Source organism: Bacteroidota bacterium, from assembly GCA_040388375.1.
Classification (GTDB): Bacteria; Bacteroidota; Bacteroidia; order UKL13-3; family UKL13-3; genus JAAFJM01.
Genome location: JAZKBU010000004.1, coordinates 242,496 through 261,402 on the forward strand (window position 1 = coordinate 242,496; position 18,907 = coordinate 261,402).

The following is an 18,907-nucleotide window of genomic DNA, read 5'->3' on the forward strand; positions in this document are numbered from 1 at the left end:
TTTTTGTGATGCAATTTGTATAAGCAAGGTTTATTGTGCTCCGTGGTTAGCTTCAGTAATAACGTTACCTTCCATATCAATTACTTCTAGTTTGCCATTATATTTTACTATAGCTCTGCCATTTTTAAAAGCACCTATATAATCAAATTTGCATTCAATTACTTCTTCGCCTTGTTCGTTAATGTAGCCATATTTTCCACTGCGCATTACTTTGGCTCTTCCGCCCTCAAATGGATAAATTTCTTCGTATTTACAAGGAATGAACTCTTCGCCCACTTCGTTAATATAACCTATTTTACCGGCCTTTACTACTTTGGCCTTGCCTTTTATAAAAGGATAAATAGCATCGTATCCTTTAGGGGCTTTCTTTTTTGATTGTGCTTGTGTATTAATAGTTACAGCACAAACCATTATAATTAAGGTTAATATTCTTTTATTCATAAATAGAGGGCGAATATGGTAAATAAGTTTTAAAAAAACCAAGTCTTTATCAGTTAAGTTTTAGGGAGTTTAAATTTTTTGTTAAATTGTCGAAATCTTTCTCATTTATAGATAAATGCAATACAAACCTAAAAAGGCGGTTTCCCATAGTTGCTGCTTTTATGTTATTTATTTTTAATTGTTCCATAAAATTATCGAGTTGGATGTGTTCGGCTAATTGAAAAATAACAATATTGGTTTCAACAGGTAAAACATAAGTGGCTATATTGGCTTTTTCTATTATTTCCGATATTATAACTGCTCTTTCGTGGTCTGTTTTTAAACGCTCTATATTATGTTGCAAAGCGTAAAGACCTGCTGCGGCTAAAAATCCGGACTGGCGCATACCTCCACCCATTACTTTGCGTAAGCGGGTTGCTTTTTCTATATGTTGTTTGCTTCCCAGTAAAAGGGAACCAACAGGAGCACCAAGGCCTTTGCTCAGACAAATGGAAATGGTATCGAATACTTGTCCGTATTGTTTAGGTGTTTCGTTTTTTGCAACCAAAGCATTGAATAATCTTGCACCATCAAGGTGTAGGGCTAAACCGTTTTGCTGACAAACGGCTTTAATAGCTTTTATTTCGTTAAAACTCCAGCAAGCTCCACCACCTTTGTTTACGGTGTTTTCTATACAAACTAATCTGGTAGTAGGGAAGTGAATATTACCGGGGTCGTTTATGTTTTCAATTACTTGTTGAGCCGTAAACTTACCCAAAATACCTTCTACCAAACGAACGGAACATCCTGAATTAAAACCTATACCACCGCCTTCATATAAATAAACGTGGGCCAGCTTATCGCAAATAATTTCATCGCCCGGTTGGGTATGTAGCTTTATAGCTATCTGGTTGGTCATAGTGCCGCTTGCGCAAAACAAGGCTGCTTCCATACCAAACATATCGGCTGCAAATTTTTGTAATTCGTTCACGGTTGGGTCTTCACCAAAAACATCGTCACCTACATGTGCTTTCATCATGGTATCAAGCATAGCTTTAGTAGGGGTAGTTACTGTATCACTTCTTAAATCAATCATATGGGGTTATTTCAAAGTTTATTCCCCAAAACTAATTATTTAAATTATAAATATTGTAGCCTGTATGCTTATTTTGGCTGCGTGATAATAAGTGAGAAATTATGCTACCAAGTTTGTGGAGCAGCAAAACAGGCGGGTTTGTTTATTATGCAGGAGCGTAAAGCTTTTAGCATGGATAAGGTGGAAACAAAAACCTTTAATCAATTGGTAAGCTATGTTGATAAAACCGCAGAGGAAATGCTGGTTGAAGCCCTGCAGAAAATAATGCCGGCTGCGGGTTTTATAACAGAAGAGGCAACCATTGCAACGGAACAAAAAGAGTTTATGTGGATTATTGATCCACTGGATGGAACCACTAATTTCATTCATGCTTTACCTGTATTTAGTGTAAGCATAGGCTTAATGCAAAACAATGAATTGTTATTGGGCGTGGTGTATGAATGTAACAGGGATGAAATGTTTTATGCCTGGCAGGGAAGCAAAGCGTACTTAAATAATGAGGTTATTTATGTGAAGCAAAATGCGGAATTAAGTAAATCGTTATTAGCGACCGGCTTTCCTTATTATGACTTTGAAGTAATGGAAAATTATTTATCGGCATTGCGTTATTTAATGGTAAACACACAAGGTATGCGCAGGATGGGTAGTGCAGCGGTTGATTTGGCTTATACTGCCTGTGGCCGCTTTGATGGTTTTTTTGAGTATGGTTTACACCCTTGGGATGTGGCAGGTGGAGCTTTTATAGTGCAGCAAGCGGGAGGTAAATTATCAACTTTTAGTGGTGGTAATGATTATGTGTTTGATAAAACGTTAATTGCATCGTCAGGGGCTTTATATGAACCTTTTTATGAGGTTATAAAAACACATTTTAAACAATAATATTAGTAATAACAGGCTATGGAACCAATAATAAGTTTACAAAACGTACAGAAAAGCTATGGAAGCAAACAAGTGCTTTCCGGTATTAATTTAACTATTTATCCGGGACAGGTTATTGGTTATATAGGAGCCAATGGTGCGGGTAAAAGCACTACGGTTAAAATATTGTGTGGTTTAATAAGCGATTTTGAGGGCGAAGTTTTGGTGCATGGTATGAATGTAAAAACCGATGCTTTAAAAATAAAACAAAAAATTGGTTATGTGCCTGAGTTGGCCGAGCTTTACGAAGTATTAACTCCCCTTGAGTTTTTATCGTTTATGGCGGAGTTATATAGTATTGATTTGGATATAGCTCAGGAGAGAATGGTAAAAATGCTGACTGCTTTTGGTTTGGAAGCTAGTATGAATCAACGGATGGATACTTTCAGCAAGGGTATGCGCCAGAAGGTTTTAATTATATCTGGTTTGTTGCACAACCCGGATATAATTATTTTAGATGAACCGTTGAGTGGTTTGGATGCCAATAGTGTTATTATAGTAAAGGAGCTTATCAGCAAACTGGCTAAGGAGGGTAAAACCATTTTTTATTGCAGCCATATGATGGATGTGGTAGAAAAGGTTAGTGACAGAATTGTTTTAATTAATAACGGAAAAGTAGTTGCTGATGGCAGTTTTGAAGAGTTAAAACAACAACAGGGCAACCAAAGCTTGGAACAAATATTTTCGCAACTGACTTATAAGGAAGGTAACACGAATGCTTCGGATGAATTAATGAGTGCTTTTAATGCTTAATTTTTAACAGAATGAATGTAATTGATAAATTCCTTGTTATGTTGGTTCTGCTCCCTGAAGGCTTTTTCCGCCAAATGGGTGTTGACACCAAACAGCTAAAAGCAATACTGACCACTAAAATTATGATGGGTAACAGAATGCCCAGTAGTTTCAGAGGTTTTAAAGCGGCAAAACCGGGTAAAACCTCTCAAATGCAAGGTGTAAGAAACATGATTATATCAGTGTTTCTGGGTATGATGTTCCTGTTCTCTTTTTTTATTGGAGCTGATTATATTACTAAACTGAGTTTCTTTTTCTCCTTTTATATTTTCTTTTTGGCCTCGGTTTTAATAGCCGATTTCACAACTGTTTTAATTGATGTAAGGGATAATGCTATTATATTACCCAAGCCGGTTAACGATAGCACTTTTGTGGTTTCGCGCTTGTTGTACATTATAGTTTTTGTGACTAAAATAGTTATTCCGTTAACTTTGGTAAGCTTTGCTTTTATATTTTATACAGAAGGTTTCTGGGCATTTTTGGTATTATTCCTACTGGTTATATTGGCCACCTTGCTCACTATATTTTTAATTAATGCTGTATATATTCTGGTGTTAAAAATAACCACACCGCAAAGGTTTAAAAACATAATTTCTTATTTTCAAATTGTGTTTGCGGTAACGGTTTATGCAAGTTATCAGGTTGTACCTCGACTGATTTCAAAATCATCTATTAGCAGTTTTAGTTTAAAAGACTCCACTTGGGCTATGTTAACACCCCCTTATTGGTTTGCAGGTGCCTGGCAATATTTACATTCTTTTAATGGCGAATTGAAGTTACTTACATGCCTTTTACTGGCTTTGGTGGTTCCTTTTTTAAGTATTTATGTAGTGGTAAAATATTTTGCCCCTTCGTTTAACCAAAAGCTGGCTATGGTTGGCAGTACTGGTGATGAGCCAACTGCGACAAACGCATTAAAACAACCTGAAACCAAGATAAAAAGCGATAAATACGCCAAATTCTTTAGTTTGCTAATTACCAAAGCCGGGCCAGAAAGAATGGGCTTTTTGCATACATGGAAAATGACTGCACGAAGCCGCGATTTTAAAATGAAGGTTTATCCATCATTAGGATATTTGCTGGTTTATGCAGTACTTATATTTTTTAAGAACCCTGATGAGGGAGGTAAAGTTTCGTTACCGGACCCTAATTCTTTTATCTATATTTTTGTTATTTACCTGTGTAATTTTATACTGATAACGGCTTTAATGCAACTGAGTTTTTCTGATAAATACAAAGCCGCATGGATATATTATATAACACCTATTGAAAAGCCGGGAGCTTTGATACTAGGGGCAGTAAAGTCTATTATTGTTAAGTTTTATTTTCCTGTAGCGGCTCTTATTATTGGTTTGGCTTATTGGTTTGTAGGCATCAATGCTTTGCCCAATTTTATTTTAGGTGTTTGTAACCAAATGCTTATTGTGTTTGCTATTGCGTTTATTACGTTTAATAATTTACCGTTTTCTGTTTTAGCCAGTCAAAAAGTAAAAGGCAGTGGTTTTATTAGAGGTCTTGCGAGTATGATTATTCCCTTTAGTGTGGGTGCTGTGCATTATGCCATCAGTGATTATTGGCCAATTGTTTTTTTACTGATTGTATTATCGTGTATTGCCATTTGGATGGCCATGGACTCTATTAAAAATAAAGACTGGAGCCGCATACGGGTTAGTGAAGAAAACTAAGCATTTATAGAGGAAATATTGAAGTGCGACAAATGCATTAAAATGTTTTAATGGTTTGTTTTTTAGGGTTTTAAAGCAGTTTTTTAGCGGATGAATCTGAATAAAAAAACAGCAATAGCTTTTACAATATTGCTGTTTTTTTTGACATAATTGGGTGTTTTTACAACATCATTCCACCGGAAACTTCTATTCTTTGGGCGTTAATCCAACGGGCTTCATCGGTGCATAAAAAGGCTACCACACCTCCAATATCTTCTGCTTTTCCTACTCTTCCCAGCGCTGTTGCCGAGGCTATGGAATCGTTTAAATGTTTGTTGTCTCTTACTGCACCATTTCCAAAGTCAGTTTCAATGGCTCCGGGAGCAACTACGTTTACCCTTATTTTGCGTTCGCCTAACTCTTTTGCTAAATACTTAGTAAGTGTTTCAATGGCTCCTTTCATGGAAGCATAGGCAGCGTAACCGGGAAATGAAAAACGGGCCAATCCGGTAGAAATATTGATAATGCTTCCTCCGTCTTCCAAGTGTGGTAAAGCTTTTTGGGTAAAAAAGAAAACACCTTTGAATTGAATATTCATCAGCGTGTCAAACTGTTCTTCGGTAGTTTCGGCAAAAGGTACATGAATACCAATGCCTGCATTGTTTACTAAATAGTTGAATTTGTTGGTGTTGAAAGTCTGGCTTAATACTTTTTGTACCTCGGTAAAAAAGGGTTCAAAGCTTTTGGTATCAGCTACGTTTAGCTGCAGGGCTACCGCTTTTTGCCCCATGCTTTCCATTTGTTTTACAACAGCTTCGGCTTCTTCTTTTTTGCTGTTGTAGGTAAGTATTACATCTATTCCTTTTTTGGCCAGGTTTAAAGCCATGTCTTTACCTAAGCCGCGGCTTCCACCTGTAACTATTGCAATTTTATTTTGTATCATTTTTGTATTGAATTAATGATACAAACGTAGTCTGGATATTTAGTTAAATTATGGTGACAGTTTCAGTTTAAATGGTGACAGCTTCCGATTTTTTAAGTAAAAACAATTCCCGGTATTGTTTTGGTGTTTGGTTGGTGAATCGTTTAAAAAACTTGGTAAAGTTGGAAGGGTCGTAGGTAAGTGAAGTGGCAATGTTTCCTATTGATTCTTCATTTTTTTCTATCATTGATTTGGCAATGGTCAGAATTTTTTCTTCAAAAAAGTAACAAGGTGCTTTGCCCGTGGTAAGTTTAATGGTATTGCTTAAATGGGTTGGATGAATATGCATGATATCGGCAATGTCCCTTATTTCAAACATTTCGAGGGTGCGCCCATCGGTAATATCCAATAAATGCTTGTCTATCTCCTTTAAAAAAGTAGCCGTTATTTCGTGTTGGCGCGATAGTATTTTTTTAGGTATGGTCATTTGTTTGGTTAACAAGCAATGGGTTTTATAGTTTCAGGTTGTCGTTTTCGTCAAGTTCCCAAAACGGATTAAAAGCTACTTCAAACAAATACCCGTCAAGGTCTTTAAAATAGCCACTGTAACCACCCCAATATACTTGCTGGGCGGGTTTTATAATGGTAGCACCTAATTGTTTTACTTTTAATAAAACATCGTCTACTTCTTTTTCTGACTTAGCATTGTACGAAATAGTTAAACCATTGAATGCTGAAGGTGTATAAGGCAAGGTAGTATCTTCGGCTAATTCTGCCCGTGGGTGCAAGGCCAATGTTATTCCACCTAAAGGAAATAAAGCTAAGCCATCCATGCTTTTATCGGACTTTTTCCATCCAAGCCCTGTTTCATAAAAATGAAGCGACTTTTCAAAATCGTCAACGCCAAGCGTTATTAAGTTTAGTTTTTGTCTCATTTTGTAGTTCGAATATAGTTATTGAACTAAAAAATGCAAATACCGCTTATTCCGTTTTGCCTTTAAAAGCAGTGTAAATAGCCATGGCATGACACCCGTATTTTATAGAAACAAGTATAAAACCAAAGTACTTGCTTAAATAAAAAGCCACATCTACTTAACAGATGCGGCTTTTTGATGGCTGTATATGATTTAAGCGGGCATAAAGCTTTGGTATACCATTTGGTAATAAGTGCTTGCATGGTGTTGGTACAAAGCCTGCGTTGCCCATGGAGCAACAAGTGGAATATGTGTAAGTGCGGGTTGGTAAGTACCATTAATAGGGTTGATACCAAAACTTGGTTGAAGATAAAAATTTAATCCGGGAGGGTTTGTGCCTGTAGTAGCATTGGCTTTGGAAAAAAGGTCCATTAATAGCGCGTATGACCCCGGGTCTATACTCAATTCACTGTAAATATTGGTAATGTCTGAAGGCACAGGCGCTTGGTTTATATTGGCAGGACCCACTAAAAAGGGTGCTATATCTAAAGTGTTTGGTATGCGCCAATTAAAAGCAGCATTTGGATTCAAATGATCAACGTAATCGTTAAAATTGGTACCTCCGGCTGTTAAACCTGCAAACGACCACATAGCCATATTACAATAGGTATTTCCATTAAACAATATAGCATTTAAGTAGCTAAACATTACGGGTGTAAGTGTACCGCCTAAACTATGCCCTGTAACATAAATATAAGCATCGCTGTTATTGGCTATTGTATTTTGTAGAAAGGTAAGGGCTGATTGGTTTGTATTGGGGTCTGTAAGGCCCAATAAATCACTCATACCATTAAAAGCCGCTAATGATATGGTTATGTCGTCATATATTATAGAGGAGGGAACGTTTGGCAAGGTATTAAGCGGAACAATGGTATCTACCTTCAGGTCTTCATTAATCCAGGAGCTCAGGCTAATAGGGTCGGTACCCCTAATAACCACAAAATATTCGCTGCTGCTTTTTACTTGTGCTATAAACATTAAACTGTTTGTAGCAAAGCCATTAACGGGCGAAAAGGCCGGTCCCCACACAATGCTTGTTTCTAAGGGTGTATTGGGTTGAATGGGTGGATTGTTAGGGTCGTAATTGTTGGGGTTGTAAGGGGTATTATAAGCATTGGTTACTGCATTGGCTATAGCCGGACCGCTTACGGAACCTCCGTTATTAAGGTACGATATTTCGCATAGTCCTATGGCAGTTACCGGATAGGCATTGTAGTTGTTTTCGTTAAATACTTGCATTGGTGTAATGATTAGTTTTTTACCTACTCTATTATCGCTTTTCGGTTTGGGCGTTTTGGCAGAGCAAACTAAAGGGAGTAAAAGCGCCTTTTTGAACATATAAATAACCGATTATAAAAACGGGTATTTATACCTATAAGAGAATAGGCAAGGGTATAATGGCAAAAAATATGGCTACTGATGGTATATTTTTTTAAGTTGGGTATACAATACGTCCAAGCCCTCATCGGTCTCATCGGTTTGGGCATTGGTAAGGAGTATATAAGCCCTGTTGGTGTTTTTGTAAATATATACTTTGCTTAAAAAAGTACCGGGGTTGCCTATATTGTAACTGTATGTTTGTTGGTTTTCATCGGTAGCCCAAAACCAGCCTACTGAAAAGGTTTGCAAGCCAAAGTGTAAAAACTCAAACTCTTTTTTGCTCAGCAAGCTTGATTTGCCTGCTAAACCCGCCAGTTGCAGTTGAATAAACCGGGCGTAATCGTTTATGCTCATGTGTATATTTCCGGCAGCCAGCAACCAGTTCAGCTTTTGGTTTTCCTGAGGTGGCTCGGGTTTCAGGTTACTGTCATGTCCCCACGGTTGTAATGTATCGGTTAAGTTTGGTGGTCCAAAGCCTATGTGTATATTCAGTTGTTTGGCTAAATCTGTTACCAGCTCTTTATAAGGTTTGCCCGAAACCTTTTCCAGCATAAGGGCTGCGGCTATGTATCCTAAGTTAGAAAAATGAATGCTATCCCCGCTCATTACGGGTTTTTGCTGAAAAAACCATTCGGTAAACTGGTAACGTTGTTGGGCTTCGTTGCCTGTAAATTGGTTGGGTGCTGGTTTACTATAGGTATAGGTATAGGGGAAAAGACGTGTTCTGAAACTAAGCAATTGAAGCAAGGTAAGCTGATGGTAAGCGGGCTTGCTTTTGGCTTTCAGCTCGGGGTATAAATCGAAAAACCGGGTGTGCCAGCTAATTTTGCCTTGCTTAACCAATAAAGCAGCAATAAAACCTGTAATGGCTTTGGTGTTAGAGCCTATTCTGAATAAATCCGTTGCCTGTGCTTTATAAGGGGTGTTTACCCTTTGCACGCCCAGTGTTTGCATTTCCAAAATATGATCGGCAGAAACAACTGCATAGGCCAATTCGGGTATATGGTAATGTATACGAACGCTATCGGCAAAATGCGAGCGTGTTTGTGCAAAGGAAGCTGTGGTGAGTAGTAGCAACAAGCTTGCGCCTGTAAATGCTTTGGTAAATGGGTTCAATTATTCTTTTGGTTTTAAATATTTCCAGTTTCTTATTTTGCCTTCGCTTATCCACTCTATAGCGGTGTCTAAACGTTTTTGTTGGGTGCTTTCTGTTTTAGCTTCTTTAGCCCATTCTACATATTCTTTCTTATTACTGTAGCTAAAGTTTTCAAATACGGTCCATGCCTTTTTGTTTTTGCTTAAAGCTTTGGTAAAGTAATCAGGTATTACCAATTCGGTTTTTTCTTTAACAGGTTTAGCAGGTAATTTTATACCATCGTCATTTAGTTTTTTAGCCTGTTTTATAAAATCAATAATTACCTTATCTGGCGGAAGGTCTTTTAATCCGTTATTCTTCCCAGGTTTCCCATGGCTTCACCGCCCTGGTTGGAGCGTTCCTGTAAATAACCTTCAGGGTCATTCAGTAAAGAAGGTTTCCAGAATCCAAAAGCAACATGTTGCTTAAACGATGCCATGCTGCAAAAAGGGCCCTTGTAATCAAAGCTGGGCATACCCCATTTAATGGTTTCCTGCACCTCCGGATTGGCCTGGTGTATGAGTTTTCGTAAATGTTTTAATATGGGTTGTGCAAAAGGTTGTGCCTTTGCTATGTATGCATCTATGCGTTGGTCGGGTTGTTCCATAGGGGCGTATGTTATTTATTATGAGTAAGCCATTGCAAGGAAATAAATAGTGTGTACGTTTCCTAAAAAATTTATGCTTTTTATGCTGTTAGTTTAAGTACGTTTATGATAAAAGCCATATTACGTAATTGTAAAAACACATTGGTTTAATAGCATATAAAAGCTAAACTTGCAGCCCTTATGAGTATAGAAAACAGTGTACTTTTAAAAGCGTATCAATTAATGTGTACGGCAAGGGCTATGGCTGATATTTATGATGCCAACCGTGCTATTACCAAATACGTTCACTCCACCAGCAAAGGCCACGAAGCAGTGCAATTGGCATTGGCTTTTCAGCTACAGGCTTTTGATTTTGTGGCTCCTTATTACCGCGATGAAAGTTTGTTATTGGGCTTGGGTTTAACACCTTACGAACTCATGTTACAACTTTTAGCCAAGGCCGATGATCCATTTTCTGGCGGACGTACCTATTATGCGCATCCATCATTGCGCAGAGAAGGTATCCCGGTTATGCCGCACCAAAGCAGCGCTACAGGTATGCAAGCTATTCCGGCAACGGGTATGGCACATGGCGTAGCTTATAAAGAAAGTCAAGGGTTAAACAACCCGAACGAAAAACCCGTAGTGGTTTGTAGTTTAGGCGATGGTTCGGTAACCGAAGGCGAAATAGCTGAAGCATTGCAAATGGCTGTTTTGAAAAAGTTACCGATGGTTTATTTTGTGCAGGACAACGACTGGGGCATTAGTGCCAGTGGCGAAGAAATGCGTGCCATGGATGCTTACGAGTATGCCGCAGGTTTTAAAGGATTGGAAAGACGCAGGGTTGACGGAAGCGATTTTGTGGCTTCGTATCAGGCCATTAAAGAGTGTTTGGCTTATGTACGTATTCACCGTGCGCCTATTTTGTTACATGCCAAAGTACCTTTGTTAGGTCACCATACTTCAGGGGTGCGCAAAGAGTGGTACAGAACGGATGATGATATGGCTAAACACACAGCCATTGACCCGTTTGATAAATTAAAAATGTATTTGCTGGACAATGGCATTGCCAATGCACAGGAAATAGAAAAAATTAATACAGAAGCTACTGCTTATGTAGCTACCCAGTTTAACGATGCTGTAAATGCACCGGAGCCTACTTTAGCCAGTTTGGAAAACCATGTGTTTGCGCCTTCGCAAGCCGCAACGGAAGTAGGTAACAGAACACCCGAAGGCAAAGAACCCAGTGTAATGGTTGATGCTGCTTTACATGCCGTTGATGAAATTATGCGCAAACATCCGGAAGCTATATTTTACGGACAGGATGTGGGAGCAAGGTTAGGAGGCGTATTTCGCGAAGCAGCTACTTTAGCCGGAAAATATGGCGATAACCGGGTATTCAATACGCCTATTCAGGAAGCCTATATTGTAGGCTCAACCGTGGGTATGAGTGCAGTAGGTGTTAAACCTATTGTTGAAATTCAGTTTGCCGATTATGTATGGAGCGGTGTGAATCAGTTGGTATGTGAAATTACCAAATCGAGTTACCTAACCATGGGTAAGTTTCCCGTAAGTTGTGTTATACGTATTCCTATAGGTGCTTATGGTGGGGGAGGTCCTTACCACAGTGGCAGTATAGAGTCAACTTTATTAACCTTAAAAGGTATAAAAATAGCTTACCCAAGCAATGCAGCCGATATGAAAGGCTTAATGAAAGCGGCTTACTACGATGGCAATCCGTGTATTATGTTGGAGCATAAAGGTTTGTACTGGAGTAAAAACCCGGGTACTGAATTAGCCCGTTGCATTGAGCCAGATGAAGATTATATATTGCCATTTGGCAAAGCCAATATAGTTTTACAAGCCAGCGATGAAGCCATAGAAAATGGCGAAAGCTGTACCATTATTACCTGGGGTATGGGCGTATACTGGAGCTTAACCGCTGCCAAGCAGTTTGCAGGCAGGGTTGAAATAGTTGACTTACGCTCGTTACAACCATTAGACGAAGAAACCATTATGGCGAGTGTAGCCAAGCATGGTAAATGTTTGGTGGTAACGGAAGAGCCTTTGCTTAACTCGTTTGCCGAAAGTTTGGCTGCACGTATTATGCAAAACTGTTTTACCAAGCTAGATGCTCCTGTAATGACCATTGGTGCTAAAAACTTACCGGCAGTGCCTTTAAACATGGGTTTGGAAGCAGAAATGTTGCCTAATGCCGATAAGGTAGCTGCTAAGTTGGGTGAACTGCTAAATTACTAATACATGGCTTTTATTTTATGTATTGAAACCGCCACGGAGATTTGCTCGGTAGCCATTGCCCGCAATGGGGAAACCATTGCGTTGGCAGAGGATGCTTTGGGCAATAGCCATGCGGCTCAATTACATATATTGGTAGGTAAAGCTTTGCACGCAGCAGGCATTACTTTACAACAACTGGAGGCTATAGCCGTAAGCAAAGGCCCCGGCAGCTATACCGGTTTACGGGTAGGTATTTCGGCTGCTAAAGGTTATTGTTATGCCTTACAAATTCCATTGATAGCCATTAATACGTTGCAGAGTTTAGCCAATGGTTATTGGTTAAAAAATCCTCATTTTTCAGGCTTGGTTTGCCCTATGATAGATGCACGCAGAATGGAAGTGTATTGTGCTTTATACAATGCAAAGCTGCAAGAGGTAATGCCTACACAAGCCAAAATAATAGACCAAGAATCATTTAAAGCAGACTTACTACAAAACGAAATTGTTTTTACAGGCAATGGCGCAGCTAAATGTGAAAGCACTATTAACACCCCTCATACACCCAATGCTCTATTTGATGTTTCTGTGGTGTGTAATGCCTCTTATTTAAGCAACCTGGCCCAACAGGCCTTTACCCAAAAACAATTTGAAGACGTAGCTTATTTTGAGCCTTTTTATTTAAAGGACTTTGTAGGTACGGTGGCTAAGAAGTTGGTGTAAGTAACTACTTCGGAAATACAGACATATTGAACGTAGTCTAAACATATAATTGCTTGGTTCCTCTCTGCTTAGCATAGCATTGTCTGAAATGTTCTATTGCATACACTTTTATAAATTATCCGGGCAACCCATACTACTATTTTGTAGCATGGGAACAGCTTTTGGGAAACTCTCTCCAAAAATTATAAGTGTTGCACCTAAGTTTGGATTTATGCCTGCAAAGGTATAGTGTATGCCGAAAAGCTAATAGAGTAGGCTTATCCATTATCAAAATAAAACTATGAAACAATTTTTTATTTGCTTAGCATTTTTAGCAATGCTGTTTGCTCCAATGAGTAGTTCGTCACAAGTAATCGACCTTAGGACGGGGGTCAATTCAGGAGGTATTATGTCTACCGGTTCAGCCGATGATACATGGACAGTCTTGGTTCCCGGATCCTCCACTTATCAAGCTGCATTATGTGGTACTGGCGTGTCTACTGGTCCAGTAATTCCATATGCATATTTAGCAGGACTTAGTTCGAGTGTAAAATGGATTACTCCTTATATAGACGGCATAGGTAACCATCTTTATACCGCACCAATGGGCTATTATTATTACAAAATGACTTTTGATTATCAGGAAGGTTGTTTGGCCAAGGAAGCCACATTTAATTTTGATTTGATAGGTGCAGATGACCAGATTAACCAGATTAGCGTGAATGGTCATCCTTATGTTGTTGCATACGGTTTCAATGCCTTTTCTACAAATGTTAGTCTCTCTATTAATCCCAACGATATTCAGCCGGGTATCAATGAGATTGTTTTTGCCGTTTATAACTATGGTAATATTGTAGAGCCTTATTCCCAAACAGGAATGGAGGTTGATGGCAATCTTACTATTATATCAGGTCCTGATGCTTCTTTCTGTATAAACACCGCTACAAGTTCAGGTCTGTCTGTTACGGCCAATAGTTCGGGTGGAACCCACGAATGGAAGATATACAGCAGTCCTACAGGTAATGTTGGTTCTTATACATACTTAGGTAACTCAACAGATCCTTCTTGCTATTACACAGGTGGCCCATGTTGGCTAATTAAACACACGTTAACAAATGACTGCGGTACAGCTTGTGTAGCGCAAAGCGCTTGCTACCAATTATGTGAAAGTTCTGTAACGGAAGGCTGTTCAGAATTAACACCCCCCACTAACCTCGTATACGATGGATCAACAAATGTGCTTTCTTGGGCGCCTGTTTCCGGAGCTGTTTCCTATACCATACAATTAATTATCAATGACCCCGCTTGTTGTAATGATGGTAATGGAAGTCCTGGTATTTTATTCACAGTTAGTGTAACCGGTAATTCCTTTGTAGTCAATGTTGCTGCCCTTGCTGCACTCGGTGTAATAGGAGACCCTTCTTGTTTCTCGTGGAGTGTTACTGCTGTATGTGCAGATGGGATTACTGCAAAATCTGAAAAGAAATGTGCATTTCCTAGAGCTGTTAAAGGACCGAGATCGCCAGTTGCTCCAACAGGTGTATTAGATACAAAAACAGATATTACTAATATGGTTAAAATGTATCCTAATCCTACCAAAGGATCAGTAATGATTGACTTTTCTGCAAAAAGTGAGGTAGCATTCAGCGTTACCATTAACGATATGAGTGGCAAAACCATGAAAACCTTTGAAAATCTTAAAACCAAAGATGCCAAGCACAGCGTAAAATGGAATACTGAATCTGTAAGCAAAGGAACGTATATTATTAGGATTCAAACTTCAGATGGCCAGGTTGTTTTCAAAAAACTGATAGTAGAATAAAAAGCATTAGCTTTAAATAAAAAAGACTGGTAACTTCTGTTATCAGTCTTTTTTCTATTATTGTATGATGCAATCAGTAAATAAAAACATGAAAGAAATTGATACCACTTTGTTTTTAGAAGAGCTGCAAAAAAGAGTGGTTGTTCCGGAAGGGCAGTATGAAGAGTTTCTTAGCTTATGGGAGTTTAAAAAGTTTAAACGAAATGAGTACATTTTGCAGGAAGGCGAAGTTCCTAAGTTTTCCATTTTTGTGTTAAAGGGCTGCCTGCGCCAGTATATTGTAAATGAAAAAGGCGAAGAGTCCATTGTGTATTTTGCAGAAGAAAGACACTGGATTGGCGACTTGCCCGCCATGCGAAGCAAAGTAGCTTCCGCGTTTATTTTCCAAGCCATAGAAGAATGTGAATTGCTTACCATTAGTGCAGCGAATTGGGAAGAGGCTTTTATCAGGTTTCCTTGGTGGACACAAGCACATTTAACAGGCTACCAGAAATGGGCTGCAAAAATGCAACAGCAAATGGCCGATTTAAATACCCAAACAGGTGAAACAAGATATTTAACTTTACTGAAGGAGAAGCCGGGCTTATTTCAACGTGTACCCCAACATTATATTGCTTCTTATTTGGGCATAAGCCCCGAAACGTTGAGCCGCATTCGCAAAAAAATATTCAACCTTTAAAATTTCTTGACAATAGTCAACGTTCCGAGGCTATTGCTGCCAGTAGGTTTGTGCCATCATTATTTTTTAAACCAATAAAAAACAAACTATGGCAACAACAATTATTAACACGCAACAAGTAGAAAACTTTGCTAAATGGAAACAAGGTTTTGAAGCAGGCGAAGCAATGCGCGCGCAAGCAGGAATTATTATCAAAGGCATTTACCAGGCAGTAGATGACGAGAATTCAGTTACTATTATTTCAGAAGTACCAAACCCCGATGTGGCAAAGGCCTTGTTCTCTTCGGCAGCTATGAAAGAAGTAATGGCAAAAAGTGGTGTTATTTCAGCTCCTGAAATAAAAGTATTAACTCAAATGTTTTAAGCCCGTTGTTATGAAACATACAAAAAAAGTATTAAGCATAGTAATATTATTGATAGCAATGGCAACAGCACAAGCATTTTCAGGTTTTAACAACAGTAAAGTTGTAATGATGGTTACGTTGGAAGTAAACAACTATACCGATTGGAAAAAAGCATTTGATGCAGGCGCACCTGTTCGTGAAAAAGCAGGCATAAAAGTATTATGTATTTGCCGTTCTGTAACCAATGAAAACCAATTGGTAGTAGTAGAAGAGGCAGAAAATGCAGAAGCAGCCCATAACTTCTTAAAAGTATTGCAAACAAGGCAAAAGTCAGGCGACTTATCTAAGCTTGATGTTAAACTATTTGATAAAGCTGAATAATTAGTAGACAATTAAAGCAAAAACCCTAAAAACTGTATAAGAAAAGTTTTTAGGGTTTTAATAGTCTTGACTTCGCTTTTCTTTTATTTCCCAATGCAAAACGTACTAAAATATTAGCTAATAAATGATTTGCAATTTATTCCTCATAATGAGGCTTTTTTTTCACGAGCATTTGTATGTTATTTTCTGGAAACCCTTGAAAACAAAGAGAAAATTGTAATGGCATGATTTTGTAACTATACAGTATATCATTTATCATTCAACGTTTAAAATATAAAAATCATGAAAACCGAAGACAACAAAAACATTAATCCGCAAAGCACGAATCGCAATGAGGATACCAAAAGAACGAATCCTACTGTAACAACCGGCACAAATAATCGTAACGAGGAACCAACCAAAACTCCTAAAAAAGAAGAGCCATGGAAAAATCCTGATCCTACTTCTCCTGAGAGAAAACACGAAATATATGCCAGTAAAAAAGATTCATCTATCAATCATGAAGATGATAGGGAAGATTCAAACGATGACCAGATTAATCAACGTCCTGAATCAAGAAATACTAACACTCCTACCAATACTTCGCGTAGAGAAGACAGTGATATTGACAGACAAGATGATGACCAAATCAATCCTTAATCAAATAAAAGGATTGATTTGAGTAATAAAAAAGCAGCTTAACGGCTGCTTTTTTTATGTTACGTATTTAAACACGATCGAATTTGAAAAGTGCCAAATCCCTGTTCCTGGTTCCTTTTATCTGCTCGCAAATAAGTTGTGCAGCAATGGTACTAAATGTAATTCCGTTGCCCCCAAACCCCAGTGCAAAGTAGGTATGAGGATATTTTTTGTATACCCCAATAAAAGGCAATGCATCTTTTGTAATACCAAATGTTCCTGTCCAGCTAAATTCGGGAATCATTGGCTGGTGAGGAAATAATTGTTGAAAGTCTTTGGTAAGTTGTTTGGTTTTTTGTTTCAATAATTTGTCCCGTCTGGCAGGGTTGTAAAAAGGTTCATCTCTTCCTCCAACCATAATTCTTCTGTCACTTGTTGTGCGCATATACAAGTACGGATCTGCAGTATTCCATATCATGGCATTCTCTTTCCAAAATGCATCAGCACCGCCAATATTTTCAGAGGCTAGTGCATAGGTAGCATGTAGCGTAACAATTTTTTTCTGTATAAAATGTTCAATTTCGTAACCGCTGGCATTAATTACCTTTTTTGCGCTGATGGTAAAACCATCAGTAGTCAGTAATTTTACACTGCGGGGCAGATAGGTTATTTCAGAAACAGTTGTTCTATCGTACACCCCACACCCTTTATTTATATTGTATTGATGAATATTATGTGCAAGTAAGTATGCATTTACACAGGCACCTTTATGAGAAAGCAGTGCAAGGGGTGCTTTAAATCCGTAACCCTCTTTAATATCTTTTTCGTTTAATAAATCAAGCGTAAAACCCGCACTTTTTCTGGCTTTATATTCCTGCTGCAATAGCGCAGTATCTTTTTTAAAAGCGGCATAGTACAGGCTTTTTTTCAATTCAAAATCCTTGTAATTAACAGTGGTACTTATTTCGTTTAATCGGTCAATGGCGTTTCCACATAAAATATAAGCGCGCTCTGCACTTCGTTTTCCAATTAAAGCACTCAGTTCATGTAATGGTTTATCCAATTCGTACTGTAGTAATGATGTGCTGGCACAAGTGCTTCCCAGCCCTATAGTTCGTCCATCAACTACTATGCAGTTTATTCCGGCATTGATGAGTTCATGCGCACATAAAGCGCCTGTAATTCCTCCTCCTATTATAACCACATCTGCTTGTATGTTTTGTGCAAGCTTTGGATAATTATAAGGTAATCCGTTTTTAATAAGCCAATAGGGATAGCCACTTTTTAAATTCATCATGCTTTATTAAATGCAAAAAGCCAGGCATCTTTACAGACACCCGACTTAATGCTTTTTCCTATGAAAGAAAGATTTTTATTATTTACATTTTATCTTTTATTGCCATTGCCATTTCCAAGTGATGTCTTAATGCCGGCAAAGAGCTGCTGAAAAGATTTCTAATTTCCGGATCGTGTGCTTTCTCAGCTGCTGCCTCTGATAATTTAATTGCTTTCTCATGATCGCTTACTATTTTTTCAATATAGGCTTTATCATATTCTGCTCCTTTTTTATCGCTGCAGTCTTTAATTTCCTTCATTTGGTCGTCAGTTAATTTTACAGGTACTGAAACTTGTTTTTTGTCGGCCAATGATTTTAATGACACATTCATTTTAGCATGTGCTTCAACCATTTCAGAAGCAAGGGTTTTTACATTATTGCTTACTGCTTTTTGTTTTGCATGTTGCGATGCTTCCAGTTCGTATATACCTATACTGTATGCATCAACTAAATATTGCGCATCGTTTTCTGCATCGTTGCTTGCAAATTTTGCATCGTTATGGTCTTCGGCTACCTCTTTTGTATCTTTTGTTTGCGGACTATCTCCACATGAAGTAAGAACTAATAACAGGGCTAAAAGAAGAATCCAGCCAAGGGCTATTATTTTAATGGTGCGGTTCATTGTTACATGGTTGCTCATAGTATTGTTTGTTTAGAGTGTGTATAAAACTTCCATATACTAAATGAAAGTACTTCATCATTTCAAAAAACTGTGCCAATACGATTTAAATGAAAATAATTTAATAGTATAAAAACAATTGAAATAGATTGGAAATGCCTGTTAACATTAGCATTTCATTTTTTTTCAAAAACATTTCAGCATTGTAATACACCTGTTTTATGGGTAAAAAAACGGGTAAAAATATCCTCATTTTTTTAAGCTGATTCCACACTTTTTTATAA

21 protein-coding genes are annotated in these 18,907 nt (G+C 38.1%); 10 read left to right on the forward strand and 11 right to left on the reverse strand.

The window, feature by feature from the left end:
• Positions 1 to 30 precede the first annotated feature (30 nt).
• Together V4538_06780 and V4538_06785 are read right to left on the reverse strand one after the other, a co-directional pair.
• A complete protein-coding gene (locus tag V4538_06780) occupies positions 31 to 441 on the reverse strand; it encodes a WG repeat-containing protein (protein ID MES2380726.1) in 411 nt (136 codons plus the stop codon).
• Positions 442 to 490: 49 nt separating this feature from the next.
• Positions 491 to 1,516 carry a GntG family PLP-dependent aldolase gene (locus V4538_06785; GenBank protein MES2380727.1) on the reverse strand — a complete coding sequence of 342 codons (1,026 nt, stop codon included), beginning with the start codon at positions 1,514 to 1,516 and terminating at the stop codon, positions 491 to 493.
• Positions 1,517 to 1,597: 81 nt separating this feature from the next.
• Between V4538_06785 and V4538_06790 the strand changes: the two genes are divergently transcribed.
• Genes V4538_06790 through V4538_06800 form a run of 3 tightly spaced genes read left to right on the forward strand, consistent with a single transcriptional unit; the run spans position 1,598 to position 4,911 of the window.
• Positions 1,598 to 2,395: an inositol monophosphatase family protein gene (locus tag V4538_06790; protein ID MES2380728.1), complete on the forward strand. Its 798-nt coding sequence runs from the start codon at positions 1,598 to 1,600 to the stop codon at positions 2,393 to 2,395.
• An 18-nt stretch (positions 2,396 to 2,413) separates the two neighbouring features.
• Positions 2,414 to 3,187 carry an ABC transporter ATP-binding protein gene (locus V4538_06795; GenBank protein ID MES2380729.1) on the forward strand — a complete coding sequence of 258 codons (774 nt, stop codon included), beginning with the start codon at positions 2,414 to 2,416 and terminating at the stop codon, positions 3,185 to 3,187.
• A gap of 11 nt (positions 3,188 to 3,198) precedes the next feature.
• Positions 3,199 to 4,911 carry a hypothetical protein gene (locus V4538_06800; protein ID MES2380730.1) on the forward strand — a complete coding sequence of 571 codons (1,713 nt, stop codon included), beginning with the start codon at positions 3,199 to 3,201 and terminating at the stop codon, positions 4,909 to 4,911.
• Between the two features lie 160 nt (positions 4,912 to 5,071).
• Here the strand turns inward: V4538_06800 and V4538_06805 are convergent, their stop codons facing one another.
• From V4538_06805 to V4538_06835, 7 genes are all read right to left on the reverse strand, one after another.
• Positions 5,072 to 5,833 (reverse strand): SDR family oxidoreductase, encoded by a 762-nt coding sequence (locus V4538_06805; GenBank protein MES2380731.1) that lies wholly within the window; start codon positions 5,831 to 5,833, stop codon positions 5,072 to 5,074.
• Positions 5,834 to 5,900: 67 nt separating this feature from the next.
• The gene (locus V4538_06810; protein MES2380732.1) at positions 5,901 to 6,299 is read right to left on the reverse strand and encodes an AraC family transcriptional regulator; all 399 of its coding nucleotides are present in this window, start codon (positions 6,297 to 6,299) and stop codon (positions 5,901 to 5,903) included.
• 25 nt (positions 6,300 to 6,324) lie between these two features.
• The gene (locus V4538_06815; protein MES2380733.1) at positions 6,325 to 6,747 is read right to left on the reverse strand and encodes a VOC family protein; all 423 of its coding nucleotides are present in this window, start codon (positions 6,745 to 6,747) and stop codon (positions 6,325 to 6,327) included.
• Between the two features lie 192 nt (positions 6,748 to 6,939).
• Positions 6,940 to 8,025 (reverse strand): hypothetical protein, encoded by a 1,086-nt coding sequence (locus V4538_06820; protein ID MES2380734.1) that lies wholly within the window; start codon positions 8,023 to 8,025, stop codon positions 6,940 to 6,942.
• A 174-nt stretch (positions 8,026 to 8,199) separates the two neighbouring features.
• Positions 8,200 to 9,282 carry a serine hydrolase domain-containing protein gene (locus tag V4538_06825; GenBank protein ID MES2380735.1) on the reverse strand — a complete coding sequence of 361 codons (1,083 nt, stop codon included), beginning with the start codon at positions 9,280 to 9,282 and terminating at the stop codon, positions 8,200 to 8,202.
• The gene (locus tag V4538_06830) at positions 9,283 to 9,498 is read right to left on the reverse strand and encodes a YdeI/OmpD-associated family protein (protein ID MES2380736.1); all 216 of its coding nucleotides are present in this window, start codon (positions 9,496 to 9,498) and stop codon (positions 9,283 to 9,285) included. It lies immediately after the preceding gene.
• A gap of 107 nt (positions 9,499 to 9,605) precedes the next feature.
• Positions 9,606 to 9,908, reverse strand: coding sequence for a DUF1801 domain-containing protein (locus V4538_06835; GenBank protein MES2380737.1), 303 nt, complete (start codon positions 9,906 to 9,908; stop codon positions 9,606 to 9,608).
• Between the two features lie 180 nt (positions 9,909 to 10,088).
• Here V4538_06835 and V4538_06840 point away from each other — a divergent pair, with 180 nt between their 5' ends.
• The 7 genes from V4538_06840 to V4538_06870 all read left to right on the forward strand — a co-directional run bounded on the left by V4538_06840 (position 10,089) and on the right by V4538_06870 (position 16,689).
• Positions 10,089 to 12,146, forward strand: coding sequence for a thiamine pyrophosphate-dependent enzyme (locus tag V4538_06840; protein ID MES2380738.1), 2,058 nt, complete (start codon positions 10,089 to 10,091; stop codon positions 12,144 to 12,146).
• 3 nt (positions 12,147 to 12,149) lie between these two features.
• Positions 12,150 to 12,845, forward strand: coding sequence for a tRNA (adenosine(37)-N6)-threonylcarbamoyltransferase complex dimerization subunit type 1 TsaB (gene tsaB, locus V4538_06845; GenBank protein ID MES2380739.1), 696 nt, complete (start codon positions 12,150 to 12,152; stop codon positions 12,843 to 12,845).
• Positions 12,846 to 13,125: 280 nt separating this feature from the next.
• Positions 13,126 to 14,646 carry a T9SS type A sorting domain-containing protein gene (locus V4538_06850; protein ID MES2380740.1) on the forward strand — a complete coding sequence of 507 codons (1,521 nt, stop codon included), beginning with the start codon at positions 13,126 to 13,128 and terminating at the stop codon, positions 14,644 to 14,646.
• A gap of 88 nt (positions 14,647 to 14,734) precedes the next feature.
• A complete protein-coding gene (locus V4538_06855) occupies positions 14,735 to 15,325 on the forward strand; it encodes a Crp/Fnr family transcriptional regulator (protein ID MES2380741.1) in 591 nt (196 codons plus the stop codon).
• Positions 15,326 to 15,413: 88 nt separating this feature from the next.
• Positions 15,414 to 15,689 carry a DUF3764 family protein gene (locus tag V4538_06860; protein MES2380742.1) on the forward strand — a complete coding sequence of 92 codons (276 nt, stop codon included), beginning with the start codon at positions 15,414 to 15,416 and terminating at the stop codon, positions 15,687 to 15,689.
• 10 nt (positions 15,690 to 15,699) lie between these two features.
• Entirely contained in the window at positions 15,700 to 16,050 is a 351-nt protein-coding gene (locus V4538_06865) for a hypothetical protein (GenBank protein ID MES2380743.1), read from the forward strand.
• A gap of 282 nt (positions 16,051 to 16,332) precedes the next feature.
• Positions 16,333 to 16,689, forward strand: a complete 357-nt coding sequence (locus V4538_06870) for a hypothetical protein (GenBank protein ID MES2380744.1) — start codon at positions 16,333 to 16,335, stop codon at positions 16,687 to 16,689.
• Positions 16,690 to 16,756: 67 nt separating this feature from the next.
• Here the strand turns inward: V4538_06870 and V4538_06875 are convergent, their stop codons facing one another.
• Together V4538_06875 and V4538_06880 are read right to left on the reverse strand one after the other, a co-directional pair.
• A complete protein-coding gene (locus V4538_06875) occupies positions 16,757 to 17,965 on the reverse strand; it encodes an FAD-dependent oxidoreductase (GenBank protein MES2380745.1) in 1,209 nt (402 codons plus the stop codon).
• A gap of 82 nt (positions 17,966 to 18,047) precedes the next feature.
• On the reverse strand, positions 18,048 to 18,644 hold the full coding sequence (locus V4538_06880; protein ID MES2380746.1) for a DUF4142 domain-containing protein: 597 nt from the start codon (positions 18,642 to 18,644) through the stop codon (positions 18,048 to 18,050).
• Positions 18,645 to 18,907 lie beyond the last annotated feature (263 nt).